Source organism: Exiguobacterium sp. TNDT2 (genome assembly GCF_003331145.1).
GTDB lineage: Bacteria > Bacillota > Bacilli > Exiguobacteriales > Exiguobacteriaceae > Exiguobacterium.
Genome location: NZ_QLVE01000001.1, coordinates 87,390 through 102,012, shown reverse-complemented (window position 1 = coordinate 102,012; position 14,623 = coordinate 87,390). Strand labels below are relative to the sequence as shown.

15 protein-coding genes are annotated in these 14,623 nt (G+C 52.3%); 8 read left to right on the top strand and 7 right to left on the bottom strand.

Annotated features, from left to right (window positions below; genetic code table 11):
• The first annotated feature begins 71 nt into the window (after positions 1-71).
• A complete protein-coding gene (locus tag DPV68_RS00555; protein ID WP_114164907.1) occupies positions 72-869 on the top strand; it encodes a glucose 1-dehydrogenase in 798 nt (265 codons plus the stop codon).
• A 41-nt stretch (positions 870-910) separates the two neighbouring features.
• On the opposite strand, the gene DPV68_RS00550 is transcribed toward DPV68_RS00555, so the two are convergent.
• The gene (locus DPV68_RS00550) at positions 911-2,866 is read right to left on the bottom strand and encodes a sensor histidine kinase (RefSeq protein WP_114164906.1); all 1,956 of its coding nucleotides are present in this window, start codon (positions 2,864-2,866) and stop codon (positions 911-913) included.
• A gap of 191 nt (positions 2,867-3,057) precedes the next feature.
• On the opposite strand from DPV68_RS00550, the gene DPV68_RS00545 reads away from it, so the two are divergent.
• Positions 3,058-3,378 (top strand): PadR family transcriptional regulator, encoded by a 321-nt coding sequence (locus tag DPV68_RS00545; protein ID WP_114164905.1) that lies wholly within the window; start codon positions 3,058-3,060, stop codon positions 3,376-3,378.
• On the top strand, positions 3,375-4,400 hold the full coding sequence (locus DPV68_RS00540) for a DUF4097 family beta strand repeat-containing protein (RefSeq protein WP_114164904.1): 1,026 nt from the start codon (positions 3,375-3,377) through the stop codon (positions 4,398-4,400). The genes DPV68_RS00545 and DPV68_RS00540 overlap by 4 nt, the downstream gene beginning before the upstream one ends.
• Positions 4,401-4,460: 60 nt before the next feature.
• On the opposite strand, the gene DPV68_RS00535 is transcribed toward DPV68_RS00540, so the two are convergent.
• From DPV68_RS00535 to DPV68_RS00520, 4 genes are all read right to left on the bottom strand, one after another.
• The gene (locus DPV68_RS00535) at positions 4,461-5,156 is read right to left on the bottom strand and encodes a LutC/YkgG family protein (protein ID WP_114164903.1); all 696 of its coding nucleotides are present in this window, start codon (positions 5,154-5,156) and stop codon (positions 4,461-4,463) included.
• Positions 5,153-6,556, bottom strand: a complete 1,404-nt coding sequence (locus tag DPV68_RS00530) for a LutB/LldF family L-lactate oxidation iron-sulfur protein (protein ID WP_370447056.1) — start codon at positions 6,554-6,556, stop codon at positions 5,153-5,155. The genes DPV68_RS00535 and DPV68_RS00530 overlap by 4 nt, the downstream gene beginning before the upstream one ends.
• 2 nt (positions 6,557-6,558) lie before the next feature.
• Positions 6,559-7,296 carry a (Fe-S)-binding protein gene (locus DPV68_RS00525; RefSeq protein WP_114165104.1) on the bottom strand — a complete coding sequence of 246 codons (738 nt, stop codon included), beginning with the start codon at positions 7,294-7,296 and terminating at the stop codon, positions 6,559-6,561.
• Between the two features lie 238 nt (positions 7,297-7,534).
• Entirely contained in the window at positions 7,535-8,824 is a 1,290-nt protein-coding gene (locus DPV68_RS00520) for an NCS2 family permease (protein ID WP_114164901.1), read from the bottom strand.
• 236 nt (positions 8,825-9,060) lie between these two features.
• On the opposite strand from DPV68_RS00520, the gene DPV68_RS00515 reads away from it, so the two are divergent.
• From DPV68_RS00515 to DPV68_RS00500, 5 genes are all read left to right on the top strand, one after another.
• Complete coding sequence (locus DPV68_RS00515; RefSeq protein WP_114164900.1) at positions 9,061-9,294, top strand: hypothetical protein; 234 nt, start codon at positions 9,061-9,063, stop codon at positions 9,292-9,294.
• 11 nt (positions 9,295-9,305) lie between these two features.
• Complete coding sequence (locus DPV68_RS00510) at positions 9,306-10,265, top strand: LacI family DNA-binding transcriptional regulator (RefSeq protein ID WP_114164899.1); 960 nt, start codon at positions 9,306-9,308, stop codon at positions 10,263-10,265.
• A gap of 67 nt (positions 10,266-10,332) precedes the next feature.
• Positions 10,333-10,614, top strand: a complete 282-nt coding sequence (locus DPV68_RS00505) for a HesB/YadR/YfhF family protein (protein WP_021068075.1) — start codon at positions 10,333-10,335, stop codon at positions 10,612-10,614.
• Between the two features lie 95 nt (positions 10,615-10,709).
• Complete coding sequence (locus tag DPV68_RS14915) at positions 10,710-10,847, top strand: hypothetical protein (protein ID WP_198662211.1); 138 nt, start codon at positions 10,710-10,712, stop codon at positions 10,845-10,847.
• Positions 10,848-10,942: 95 nt separating this feature from the next.
• Positions 10,943-11,872 carry a manganese-dependent inorganic pyrophosphatase gene (locus DPV68_RS00500; protein WP_114164898.1) on the top strand — a complete coding sequence of 310 codons (930 nt, stop codon included), beginning with the start codon at positions 10,943-10,945 and terminating at the stop codon, positions 11,870-11,872.
• A 51-nt stretch (positions 11,873-11,923) separates the two neighbouring features.
• Here the strand turns inward: DPV68_RS00500 and DPV68_RS00495 are convergent, their stop codons facing one another.
• Positions 11,924-13,048: a DUF418 domain-containing protein gene (locus DPV68_RS00495; RefSeq protein WP_114164897.1), complete on the bottom strand. Its 1,125-nt coding sequence runs from the start codon at positions 13,046-13,048 to the stop codon at positions 11,924-11,926.
• A gap of 21 nt (positions 13,049-13,069) precedes the next feature.
• Positions 13,070-14,623: an ABC-F family ATP-binding cassette domain-containing protein gene (locus DPV68_RS00490; protein ID WP_114164896.1), complete on the bottom strand. Its 1,554-nt coding sequence runs from the start codon at positions 14,621-14,623 to the stop codon at positions 13,070-13,072.

The window sequence follows — 14,623 nt, the reverse complement described above, 5'->3', positions numbered from 1 at the left end:
CAGCCTAAAAGGTTTTACAAAGAGGGGAATGAGGGAACTACAAATCGAGAAGAGACGAAGGAGGAATTGATATGGCTAACTATCCAGAACTGAAAGGCAAAGTCGCAGTCATCACCGGCAGTTCGAAAGGACTCGGCCGAGCGATTGCCGAGCGTTACGCAAAAGAAGGGGTCCATGTCGTCCTGAACTATCGCAGCAGTGAAGACGAGATGAAGAAAGTGATCCAAGGCATCGAGGAGGCAGGCGGTAAGGCGGTCGCGGTCAAGGGTGACGTGGCGGAAGAAGGACTCGCCGAGAAGATGATTAAGACTGCCGTATCCGAGTTCGGAAAGATGGACATCTTCGTCAACAACGCCGGTGTACAAGTCGAAGCGAAGACGCATGAGATGGAATTCGACAACTGGAAGAAAATCATCGATACGAACTTGACGGGTACGTTCTTGGGCGTGCGTGCCGCCCTCAAATACTTTGTCGAACATGACATCCAAGGAAACATCATCAACATGTCGTCGGTGCATGAAGTGATTCCACGTCCCGGCTATACCCACTATGCGGCGAGTAAGGGTGGCGTCAAGATGTTCACAAAATCGGTCGCGCTCGAATATGCGCCGAATAAAATCCGTGTCAACGGTATCGCGCCGGGTGCAATCGATACACCCATCAATGAAGAGACGATGCAAGACCCGGAAGAGAAAAAAGGACTCGAGGCGCTCATCCCGACGCATGAGATCGGGCGTCCTGAGCAGATTGCGGCCGTGGCGGCATGGCTTGCTTCTGACGAGTCGTCGTATGTCACAGGGGCGACGATTTTCGCGGATGGTGGCCTCTCGCTTTACCCATCATTTGGTCCTGAAAATAAGGTGCAATGATGAAAGGGAGGACTCGCTCTATGCGCATCCTCCCTTGTTTGTTAACTGCTCATCTGATCTTCCATACTATATTTTGGCAAGATGATGGTGAATGTCGAGCCGTGTCCGACGCTCGAATCAACTTGGATCGAGCCGCCGTGGCCTTCAGCAATCTCCTTACAGATGGCAAGACCGAGGCCGGTGCCGCCGATTTTACGACTGGCTGAATTGTCGACACGATAAAATTTGTCGAACAGTTTCGGCAACGCTGCCATCGGAATCCCGATGCCCGTGTCTTGAATCGAAATCTCGATGATATCTGATTGATCAGTCGTAACGCAGATGGTCACTTTCCCGCCATCCGGCGAGTACTTGATCGCATTGTGGAGCAAGTTCGAGAACAGCTGACTTAGGCGATTCCGATCACCGTATACATAGAGATTCGCATCACATTCGAGGTCGAGCTGATGATGTTCGCTCGCGCCTTGATGGACGGAAATCGTCTCTTTCAAGATGGCGTGCAGGCTCTCCGGTTGACTATGATACGTCTGTTTGCCGGACTCCATCCGTTGCACGTCCAATAAGTTTGAAATCAAGTCTTCAAGACGTAGCGTCTCTTGGTGAATCATCCCTAAATATTGATCGGTGCGTTCGGCGGTCATCGTCCGATAGCGAAGCAGTTCAGTGAAGCCGATGATGCTCGTGAGCGGCGTGCGCAGTTCATGCGACACGGTCGAGACGAGCTCTGTCTTCAACCGGTCGACCTCGGTCTCTTGCGTCACGTCCCTGAAGACGAGCATCGTGCCGTGACGGGTGCCGCGCAAATGAATTTTCTCTGCGTACATCTGGATGAAACGAGCTTCTTGATTCATCGAGAACGTCACACTCTCTTCCATGCTCTCACCGTCAAACGCACGGCGCATGAATGAGAAGAATGAGTCTTTCTGATCGACTTGCAGGCCGAGCTCTTCTAAGTCGGCGTCTAAGCGATACAAATCCATCTCGTTTCGTTTCGTGACGGCTTGGTTGAACATGATGAAGAGGGCCTGGTTGGCAAACTTTTGATGCGTCGTATGCTCGACATAAATGACCGCATCACGAATCGAGTGCAGGAGGCGAGCCGTCTTCTCACGTTCTTCCTCGACTTGATAGCGTTGCGTCGCGAGGGAAGAAGCCATTTGACGGAATGAATTCGTCAACTGTCCGACCTCGTTTCGTGACGACACGGCCGGCGGGATTGGAATAATCCGTTCATCCGCTAACCGTTCGCTATTAATAATCAGCTCCTGGAGTTGGCCGGTCAGGCGCTTTACGTAGGGCCGGGCGGCGACGAAGAGGACGAGCAGCACCGCTAGGAGCGAGAGGAGCCAAAGCGCTTGGGCCTGCTTCGTGTGCGCGGCCAGTTGCTCCCGTAATCGATTCTCTTCTTCATTTAACGAGTTGCGATACTCCGTGAACACCGTCTCCATATCGACGATACTCGCGCTCATGTCAGCCGCACTTTTCGAGTTGATCTTAAATTTACGGTCGGCGGATGGTTCCGCTTGCGGCGTCACTTTGCCAAGCGTCGGCATTTTCAAGAACGGCTCGGTGACCGTCCCTTCCCGTTTGGCGACGACATATCGCTCAAGGCTCGGCATGACGCGTTGCTGATAGGCTGAGAAGAGCGTCCGGGCATCACTGGCATATGTTTTTTCTTTTTCGGTGATCGCGTTCCTCTCGAACCAGGCTGTTTGAATCTCAATCAAGTCTTGTTTGTCTTTCACGCGAACGAGCATCGCCTCGTCGCCGAGAATGACGTACCCGCGCATCTCATATTGCATCGACTGCCACGTCTCGAATAGCTCGGTCGCATTCGTACGCCGTTCGCTAATACTTTCAAGCGATGACGTCGTCTGTTCGATTCGGTTTTCCGTATACATATAGACAGCAAGTGAAGTGAGGAGAATGAGTCCGATGAATAAATAGAAGACGAATAAAAACTGTCTTCCGATCCGTTGGTCAATCCATGCTTTCATAAAGGCCAGTCCTTCCTGGAACTAAATACATTCCTTTTGTGACAAATATCCTACGAGTGTCGTCCCTTCATTGTACAGATTTGAACCAGTTGTTTCCACCAATCAAGAAATAAGCGGAAATTCAACTATTGTCTATTGAATAATAGTAAACGATAAGCTATTGTTTAATATATAGTAGAGGAGGCGAGGAAATGAACCCTCAGTTCAAGAAAGGCGTGCTCAACTTGTGCGTGCTCGCGCTTGTCGAGACGCATGACCGTTACGGCTATGAACTCGTGCAAGCCATTTCGGCACAAGTCGCCATCTCGGAAGGTGCCGTCTATCCGCTCCTAAGACGGCTCACGTCAGACGGGTACTTCACGACGTACTTAAAGGAGTCGGCAGAAGGCCCACCGCGAAAGTATTACACGATCACAGAGCAGGGGAAAGCTCATTTGGCGGAACTACGCGCGGAATGGGAAGCGTTCACGACCGGTGTCAACGAATTGATTGAAGGGGGAACGGGCAAATGACAGAAGAGCAGTATTTATTGGAACTCGAACGGTTATTGATGGGAATGAGCGTCATCGATCGGGTCGATATTTTACGGGACGTGTCAGAGTACTTTGCGAGTGGCCGGATTGACGGGAAAAGTGAAGCGGCGATGGTTGAGGAACTCGGAACGCCGGATGCGCTTGCGAATGAGTTACTCGGTTCCGTCGAGCCACTCACTGCAGAGCGTAAGGAACCGGCCATTGTGAAAAGCCCGAACGTTGCGTTCCGCAATGTCTCGATCAACGTCCTGCAAGCACACGTCAAAGTCGTCCCATCTGATGACGGCTTTGCCTACGCGACGCTTGAGACAGAACGGGACCACGGGGTGACGATGGATATCGTTGGGGACACGCTCGAAATCCGAATTGAGTCAGAACGTCGTTTCGGTCTGTCGAACCTATTCGCCTGGATCGCCACGAAAGCACCGGTGTTACACGTCGAGCTACCGCGCCATGCGTATGAGAAGGTCATGATCAAAAACCGTCTCGGCTCGTGCGATATGAGCAATGTTGACGCCACGTCGGTCGACGTCGAGAGTGAGAATGGGAGCATCACGGCCCATACGATCAACGCCGAGCGAGCCTCATTCCGCTCCTCGAATGGAAAAGTCAGTTTAACGTCGATGACAGGACAGATCCTTGACGCGCAATCGTCGAACGGACGCGTAGAAGTGATCGACTCGAACGTGGACCGCCTCGAAATCCAATCGTCGAACGGTCGCCTCGATATTAACGACGTGACAGGAGCGATTGAAGGAAAAACCTCGAACGGCCGGATCGACTGTGTGATTGATGTGATCGAGCATCCAATCCGTCTGAAGACGAACAATGGCCGCATCGATATGCGTCTGAAGCAAAGTCCACGTGATGCCGTCATCCGCGCGAAGACGAGAAATGGAAAAGTCGAGCTGTTCGGAGATCGGGCGAACGAGCGGACGTTCGGAGACGGGACGGTCGAACTTAAACTGACGAGCTCGAACGGGAGCATCACGGTCGAATAAACTGAACACAAAAAGACTCGCTACGTGAATGGATTTCATCACGCGGCGAGTCTTTTTTCTTTATAAGTCATGGACGAGCAAGTAGGCGACACGGACCGGTCCGTGCACCCCGACGATTAAATTCATCTCGATATCGGCCGAGTTCGATGGGCCCGAGATGAAGTTGACGCCGTTCGGCGAGGCGAGGTCACCGGTGCGGTCAAGTTCGGCTAATTTTTTGGCTGCCTGTGTCATCCGCGGCACGAGCACTGATTTCGGGATGATGGCGATATGGTCGCGCGGCAATAGGCTGATCGTGCGTGACTTCCCTGGAGCTGCGTACTGGACGATCGTCGCACTCTCGGCGAGGGCCTGGTCGGCAATCGTGATACCGATATCGGCCTTCACGGCGAGGGTACGGCTGTCTTTTGGCCGCTCCGCATCCCACCAGTCGAACGATTCGCTCGTCTGGGGCGCCCATGTTTTAATGCGGTCATCACGTTCGGCGATGATGGCGTTCCCGTCATACCGTTCAATCAAGAGACGGAGCGTATCGTCGAGGTTCGCCGACTCGCATTCGACGACGTCGGTATGGATGCGTGTCGCGACCATGCGGAACGTTTCGAGCAGTTCCTCGTCGGATGCGTCTTTCAACACCTCGTCTTGCGGCCGGTGCTTATACACACGTTTCGGTGGCGTCAAGTTGACGTCACGTCCGAGCTGTCCTGCAATCCGTTTTAGAAAGTCTTCGCGATTGGTGATTGTTCCTGGATTCATTTTGCATTCCCCCGTTTCTTGAACCAATCCCGTACCGTCTGCTTGGCTGGTTGTGGCAAGTCTTTCGAATCGGTCCAGGCCGGCAAGCCTTTCTCGATTTGTCCCGCTTTCGTGAATGGAGACGATGCGAACGGCGCGATCTGTTCGGCCGCTTCGAACAAGAACGGGCTCGACGACGTGACCGCGAAGCCTTTCATGGCGATGCGCTCGACGAACGGTGACTGCTTTCTCTCTTCGACGATGACCCGGCGATGTTCGATCAATAGCTCGTGGAGCGGAATTTTGACCGGGCAGGCTTCCGTACAGGCGCCGCATAGACTCGAGGCGTACGGCAACTCTTTATAATTTTCGTAGCCGTCAAGGAGCGGGGCGAGCACGGCACCGATTGGACCCGGATAAATCGAGCCGTAAGCATGACCACCGATGTGGCGATACACGGGACAGACGTTGATACAGGCCGCACAGCGGATGCATTGGAGCACCGACTGGAACTGTGTGCCGAGGATGCCGGAACGTTTGTTATCGACGATGACGAGATGGAACTCTTCTGGTCCATCGACTTCACCGTAATCGCGCGTGCCGGCGAACGTCGTGATGTACGAGGTGAGTCGTTGACCGACGGCGCTCCGGCACAACATGTTGACGAGTACTTCGAACTCCTCGTACGACGGGACGATCCGTTCCATCCCCATGACGGAAATGACCGTGTCCGGAAGCGACGTCACCATGCGGCCGTTCCCTTCGTTTGTGACGAGCCCGACGGCACCGCTCTCGGCGATGGCGAAGTTACAGCCGGTGATGCCGACCTCCGCTTTCAAGAAGTCTTTTCGTAACTCACGGCGTGCATAGCGCCCGAGCTCGGTCGGGTCGTTCGTCCCTTCGTAGCCGTGGGCCGTGAACGTCTCGTGGACGGCGTTCCGATCTTTGTGAAGGGCTGGGGCGACGATATGCGACGGCGGATCATTATCGAGTTGAAGGATCCATTCCCCGAGGTCGGACTCGACGACCGTGCATCCTTCCTCATGGAGTGCCTCGTTCAAGCCGATCTCTTCTGTCACCATCGACTTCGATTTGACGACATGTTTGGCGTTTTTAGCGCGCACGACTTCCCGGATGTAGCGGTTCGCTTCTTCCGGCGTCTCGGCGAAGAAGACGTTGCCGCCCCGTTTCGAGATGTTTTCGCTCAATTGATATAAGTAATAGTCGAGATGTTCGAGCACGTGCTGGCGAATCTCTTCCGAATGGTCTCGGAACGCTTCCCAATCCCCGAGTTCCCCTGCCGCGTTTAAACGACCGTCACGCAGACGGTTTTGCGCCGAGCTGACGGCTTGACGCATGAACGGATTGTCGATTCCGTCCTTGCGCCGTTCCTGAAACTTCTCATCTAACCGAATCCCCATACTCATGCTTGTTTCACCCCTTCGTTCAACACTTCCGCGATATGCATCACTTTGATCGGATGACCTTGTTTATGCAAACGCCCCCCGATGTTCATCAGACACGAGGCGTCGGCCCCGATGAGTACCTCGGCCCCCGAGTTCAAAATCGATTCGACTTTCTCGTCGACCATCTGCACGGAGACGTCGGGCATCTTGACGGAGAACGTCCCCCCGAAGCCGCAACAGTTATGAACGTTCTCGAGCGGGAGCATCGTCAAGCCGTCGACGTTTTTAAGTAGCTGGCCCGGTGCCGCCTCGATGCCAAGCAGTCGCGTCATATGGCATGAGGCGTGATACGTCGCCTTGGCCGGGAACTTGGCCCCGACGTCCGTCACTTCGAGCACGTCGACGATGAACTGCGTCAACTCGAACGTCTTCGCCGCATGTGCCTCGGCTCGTTCTTTCCAGATAGGATCGTCCTTGAACAAGTGCGGATAGTCGCGCATCATCATGACACAAGACCCAGACGGACCGACGATATACTCAGCATCCGCCTTCTCGAACGTCTCAATCATATGCTTCGCAACCTTTTTCGTCTCTTCATGGTAGCCGCTATTATAGGCGGGCTGACCGCAACACGTCTGTTCAAATGGGAAACTGACGTCACAACCGAGATGTTCTAATAGTTCGACCGTCGCTTGTCCTACCGATGGGAACAATGTATCGGAGAGACAAGTGACGAACAGCGCCACGTTAGGCATGTTCATTCCTTCTTTCTTGTTCATAATCAAAATCGAAAACGGTTTCACGATTATTATTCCATAACAAACAAAGGGAAGACAGAAAAATGGAATGATTTTCTCAAAAAAATGTAAAATGCTGTCTAATTGAGAACTAAATGATAATGAATTGATATTCATGTACAAGCTGATATAAGACAGTGTTCCCGTGCTCAATAACAGAAAAACCCTCGTCAGTCGACGAGAGCTCGAATCTAACTTATAAGAAGAACATTTCCAATATGAATAGTGCACCGAACAAGTAGATGAGCGGGTGGACCGTCTCTTTATTCATCGCTTTGAAGATTGGGTAAAGGATGAACCCAAAGGCGATCCCGCGTTCGATACTGCCTGATAGCGGCATGATGAGAATCGTCATGAACGCCGGGAAGTACTCGCTGAAGTCCGTCCAGTCGATATAGCGGACGTTCGTCAACATGAGTGCTCCGACGATGATGAGGGCCGGCGCTGTGATGGCGGCAACGCCAGAGATGGCACCAATGAGCGGGCTGAAGAACAACGTCAGTCCGAACAAACCAGCAACGACCGCTGTCGTCAGACCGGTCCGTCCGCCTTGGGCAACGCCGGCAGCTGATTCGATGTAAGCCGTCGACGGGCTCGTCCCGACGAGCGAGCCGCCCATTGTCGCGAGTGAATCGGCAAACAAGGCGCGGTGACCGTTCTCGATCGTCCCGTCTTCTTTCAATAAACCGGCTTGTTTCCCGACACCGACGAGGGTTCCCGTCGTATCGAACAACGTGACGAGGAAGAATGACAAGACGGCACCGAACAAACCGTATTGGATGACGTCTGAGAACGCCGTGAGCGGATTGACCATGAGCCCTTCCGGCAATGTCGGCATCGCCGTCACGCCTTCAATCTTCAAGAGACCCATGAAGGTGGCCGCGATGCCTGTGAGCACCATCCCGATGAGGAGTGAGCCCGGAACGTTCCGAGAGAATAAGAGGGCCGATACGATCAAGCCGCCGAGGACGAGCAGGACGCTTGGCGACGACAAGTCACCGAGGCGAACGAGGTTCGCCTCATCGGCGACGATGAGTCCTGACAACTTCAATCCGAGCGAGGCGATGAACAAACCGATCCCGGTCGTGATGGCGTGCTTGAGCGAGGCCGGGATGGCTTGAATCAGTTTCGTCCGAATCGGTGACAGCGACAAAATCAAGAAGAAGACCGACGAGACGAAGACGACACCAAGTGCGGCCGACGGCGTGATCTGTTGCTGGGCGACGAGCGTATACGCGAAGAACGCGTTCAGTCCCATCCCTGGTGCGACGGCAATCGGAAGGTTGGCGTAGAAAGCCATCAATCCGGTACCAATCAAGATCGCGATAATCGTCGCCGTGAACGCTTGGGCGAACGGGATGCCGGCATCTGACAGAATCGCTGGGTTGACGACAGAGATGTAAGCCATCGTCACGAACGTTGTGATACCCGCCATCACTTCTTGTTTAACGTTCGTCCCATGTTGGTTCAACTGAAAAAAGTTCATGAATAAAACTCCCTATTATTATTAATTTCCGAACAATAATGTTCGTCAATCGTCGAATTAACGTTATCAACTTGATGACTATACAAAATGAGCCGGCTGTCGTCAATGATTTTGAGTGAAAATACCTAAAATATTCTCATGTAAGCGCTGAATGTTCGAAAATAGACAAAATAAAAATAATACTTGCTCTGAAACGCGTTTCAGACTGTACGGTTAAGTCAAAGGAGGGAAAGCCCATGAATCCGACAACGTGGAAAACCTGGTGTAGTGGAATCGTCTACGAACTTGTCATCAATCAGTTGTATACGCCGCTCGGAAGAATGTTGTGCGCCCGTTTCCAAGACGAGTTTCTTCATTTACCCGTCGAAGAACGGTTTCGTCTCGTCCAAGCGATCCGAAAGCAAGTGATTGCGAAAGGTGACAGTCAGGAGGCAGACTGGGTACACTATATGCAAAGACTGACAGATTGAGGTGAAGCGGAATGGCGAACATCCGAGATATCGCAAAATATGCGGACGTATCCGTGACGACGGTATCGCGCGTGCTCAATGAGCATCCGTACGTGTCGAAAGAGAAGCGTGAGCGGGTGCAACGGGCGATGGCCGAACTTGGCTATTTACGGAATCAGCAGGCGCTGACGTTATCGACCGGTCGCACGCAGCGTTTCGTCGTCGTGTTGCCGTATTTGGATCATCCGTATTATGGATTGTTCGTCAACGGGCTCGCGAAAGCTGCCCTCCAAAGAGATTATCGACTCGTCATGTGGCAGACAGAGTATCAACTCGACCAAGAACGGCAAGCGCTTGATTTATTGAAGCACCGTGAAGTCGATGGGGCGATTGTGTTATCCCATACGATGTCATTCAATGAGATGGAGACGTATCGACAATTTGGTCCAATCTCGGTCGCGACCGTCGGGGCGCCGCAGACGATTTCTTCGGTCCACGTCGACCATTACACTGCGTTCGTCGCCGGTTTGCGCGTCTTGATGCAAGCCGGATATACCGAAATCGGCATCGTGTTGTCACGACAAGACAGTCCAAGCTCGATCGCGCGTCAGCAGGCGTACTTCGATGAAGTTGAACTTGCGCGTGAGCGATGGGTTTGGACCGGTTACTTGACGAGCGAGGACGGGATCGGACTGGCCGATGCGTTTCTGCGTCAACAAGAGCGTCCTCGAGCGCTCTTTTTCTCGTCGGATTATGTGGCGCTCGGTTTTTTAGGAGAGCTGCGTCGTCGTGGTGTCAGCATCCCGGATGAAGTCGCCATCCTTGGCTTTGACGGTCATCCGATCGGTCAGGCGTTCGGCCTGTCGACGATGCACTCGCCAAATGAAGACATCGGACGGACGTTGTTCGATGTGACGTTCGAGGAGATGAACGGCGCGGCTTCGGTCACCAACAGTTTAACGGTCACATATTTGCCGGGGACGACCCTCTAGGCAACTTCCTCGCTCGGTTTTTCTGAAACGATTAGAATGAAGACAGAAGTCGAGAGGAGGATGACAGATGAAGATTAACGTGACAGAAGAAGCACTCCAATTTTTTAAAGATGAGATGGAAGTAGAGGCAGGCCAGACGGTGCGCCTCTTCGCCAAATATGGGGGTTCGACCGATTTGACGCACGGCTTCTCAGTAGGAGTCATCACAGAAGACATCGACAACGCGGCCGTCGAAACGGAAGCGGACGGAATTCGCTTCGTCGTGGCTGAACAGGATGAGTGGTTGTTCCAAGGGCAAGACGTCAACGTCGAAATCCGAGGCGACGAGGTCGTTTTCGTTCAAGCGTGATATCACAGTTTGTTAACAGAAAGAATACATCCGTTTAGAGCCATCTAGCTCGGGGAACAGTCTACGACATGACAAAAACCGAAAGGATGAGACAGATGTCAGAACAAGATAAAAAGCGTGAACAAGAAGAACAAGAGAAGTTAAAACGAGACCAACCGGATATTTCGCACGAAGAAGATTCAAAAGGGAATCATTCGGATCTCGAAAAGACGGACGAAGACGAACAAGCATAAGGGGCCCTAGTGGCTCTTTTTGTTTGGGAATTGAAAGAATGAGGATAGACGGTATAATGGATAAGGGAAAACTATCATAGTGAGGAGAATGCACCATGAGTACAGTACTAGTCTTCGGACATAAAAATCCAGACACAGATACGATTTGCTCAGCGCTCGCTTACGCGGAGCTCAAAAAAAAGTTAGGGATGGACGCTGAGGCGATTCGCCTCGGTGAAGTGAACGGGGAGACGCAATATGCGCTCGACCACTTCCGCGTCAAGGCACCACGTCTCGTGGAACGCGTGTCAGACGAAGTGAACTCGGTCATCTTGGTCGACCATAACGAGTTTCAACAAAGTGCGGAAGATATCGCCGACGTGCGTATCCTTGAAGTCGTCGACCATCACCGCATCAGTAATTTCCAAACAGCAGATCCGCTCTACTATCGGGCGGAGCCGGTCGGTTGCACGGCGACAATCTTGCTCAAACTTTATAAAGAGCATGGTGTTGACATTGCGCCTGACATGGCAGGGTTGATGCTATCGGCAATCATCTCAGACTCACTGTTGTTCAAGTCTCCGACATGCACGGACGAGGACATCAAAGCGGCAAAAGAACTCGCAGCCATTTCTGGCACTGACATCGAGACATACGGTCTTGAGATGTTGAAGGCTGGAGCGGACCTCAGCCAAAAAACGATCCCAGAACTCATCTCGCTCGACGCAAAAGAGTTTGCGATGGGCGACTACCGCATTGAGATCGCTCAAGTGAACACGGTCGACGCGAATGACGTGTTGAGCCGTAAAGCTGAAGTCGAAGCGGCAATGGCCGCGAAGCTATTAGACAAAGAGCTCGATTTGTTCGTCTTCGCCATCACGAACATCTTGACGAATAACTCAGAGGCGCTCGTTGTCGGTAAGAAGACTGATCTATTTGAGCAGGCGTTCAACGTCAAATTGGTCGATGGTCTGGCGACACTCCCTGGCGTCGTCTCACGTAAAAAACAAATCGTGCCGGTGCTCACAGCAGCGGCGACAAACTAAGAAACGAGAAAGGCTCGAAGCAGGTCAATCTGCTTCGAGCCTTGTTTGTGGTTAAGCTTCTTGTTTTTGTCGTCCATACGTTCCGTTGCGCCATAATTTCTCGAACGGACCATATCGATGCGATTTGAGCCACCACATCGAGAAGAACGCCTGGGCAATCAAAATCATGATGCTTAAGAATACCCCTTGCGTTAACGAGAGCTGGCCATAATAACCGAGCGTGATCACTGGAATCACGACAACGAGTGTATGTGTCAAATAATTCGTCAACGCCATACGGCCGAGCGCCTGAAGTGGACGGAATGCGCGTCCGTTGCGGACGGCGATTGTGAACAGACAGACGTACACCGTCGCGAGCAGTTTTCCTGACACGAGGACAGCCGCAGAGTTCGTCGCCGAATACTCGGCACCGCCACCGTAGTGATGCCAGACAATGACTGCGAAGAACGGGAGGGACGCTATCGAACAGATGATGGCGGTCCGGGTCAATCCTCGGATGCTCCAGGTAAGGAGCTTTCGTTCTCGGCCGATATAAAGGCCGAACAAGAAGAGACTGAAGATTTCAAAGCCGGCGAATAATGAGTTTTGGAACATATCAATTATTTCATTTTCCAAGCGGTAGTCGAACCATGGTCCGAACCCGGAATTGAATGCGGACGGGAAGGGGCCCCCAATAGATGTATATCCTAGCGCCCATTCCAGATAGATTGATGAGCCGTAAAACAATACGAAGCTCGTGATCAACAAACCCCATGCCCACCTTAGAATCGCTCGATTGCTCAATCCATAAAACAGTGGGAGCAACAAGCCCCACATCGCATACGTATGTAAGATGTCACCCGACCAAATGGCCAGGTGAACGAGTCCGAAGAGAAATAAGATGGCGATGCGACGGATATAACGGCCGACCGAGTCCCCACGCGCATACGAACGCTCAAGGAAAATCGAGAAGCCGATTCCGAACAAGAGCGAGAAAATCGTATAAAACTTCGTCTGAATGAACAAATCGAATAGCGTCCGAACGAAGAGGTCGCTTCCTTCGTATATTGGATTACCGAAAATCCAGTCGCTCCCGAGCATACTTGGGATGTTGACGAGGAAGATGCCGCATAGGGCAAACCCTCGAATGATATCATACAGAACGATGCGTTCGTTTACTTGAATCGGGCCAGCCATACGCCACTTCCTCTACAAAGATTAGAATACTTTTGTCGTCCACGATTCACAGTTCCAGACGTCGGTGACGATGTCTTGATAGAACTCTGGTTCGTGACTGATGAGTAGGATACTGCCTTTATATTCTTTCAACGCACGTTTCAACTCTTCCTTCGCGTCGACATCCAAGTGGTTCGTCGGCTCATCGAGGAGGAGCAAGTTCGATTCGTTGTTTTGGAGCTTACAGAGACGGACCTTCGCTTTCTCTCCACCACTGAGGACCGCGATTTTACTCTCGATATGCTTCGTCATGAGACCGCATTTCGCGAGCATGGCGCGGACTTGCTGCTGGTTGAGTGATGGGAACTCACTCCAAATTTCTTCGATACACGTGTTGTTGCTGACGGCCGCTTCTTGTTCGAAGTACCCGATCTCTAAAAACTCACCGCGTTCGACGGTTCCTTCAAGCGGGTTAATCATGCCGAGCAGACTCTTCAACAGCGTCGTTTTCCCGATTCCGTTCGCACCGACGAGGGCGATTTTCTGACCGCGCTCCATTTGGAGGTCGAGCGGGCGTGAGAGCGGCTCGTCATAACCGATGACAAGACCTTTGGCGTCAAAGATGAGACGTCCTGACGTGCGTGCCTGAAGGAAGCGGAACTCTGGTTTCGGGCGCTCCGCACTCAATTCGATGACGTCCATCTTGTCGAGTTTCTTCTGGCGCGACATCGCCATGTTCCGTGTCGAGACGCGTGCCTTGTTGCGGGCGACGAAGTCTTTCAAGTCGGCGATTTCAGCCTGCTGGCGTTTATAAGCCGATTCAAGCTGCGAGCGTTTCATCTCGTACACTTCCATGAACTTGTCATAGTCCCCGACATAGCGTGACAAGTCTTGGTTCTCCATATGGTAGACCAAGTTGATGACGCTGTTTAAGAACGGAATATCGTGCGAAATCAAGATGAAGGCGTTGTCGTAGTTTTGGAGATAACGCTTCAACCACTCGATGTGGGCCTCGTCCAAATAGTTGGTCGGCTCATCGAGGAGAAGGATGTCCGGCTTCTCGAGAAGCAATTTCGCGAGCAATACTTTCGTCCGCTGACCCCCTGAAAGATCCGTGACGTCACGGTCGAGTCCGACATCTAAAATACCGAGACCGCGTGCGACTTCTTCGACTTTCGCGTCGATGATATAGAAGTCGTTCGAATCGAGCATTTCCTGCAGTTCGCCGACTTCGGCGAGCATGTCGTCCATCTGTTCAGGTGTCGCGTCGCCCATTTCCATATAGAGCTCACCGATTCGTGTCTCCGTGTCGATCAAGTATTGGAATGCGCTCTTTAACACGTCACGGATCGTCATTCCACGCTCGAGGACGGCGTGCTGGTCGAGGTAACCGACACGGACGTTTTTCGCCCATTCGATTTTCCCTTCGTCCGGCTGGAGCTTGCGTGTGATGATGTTCATGAACGTTGATTTTCCTTCACCGTTCGCTCCGATGAGACCGATGTGTTCGCCTTTCAATAGACGGAAAGACACGTCTTTCAAAATGGCGCGGTCACCGAAACCGTGGCTCAAGTTTTGTACCGTTAATATACTCAT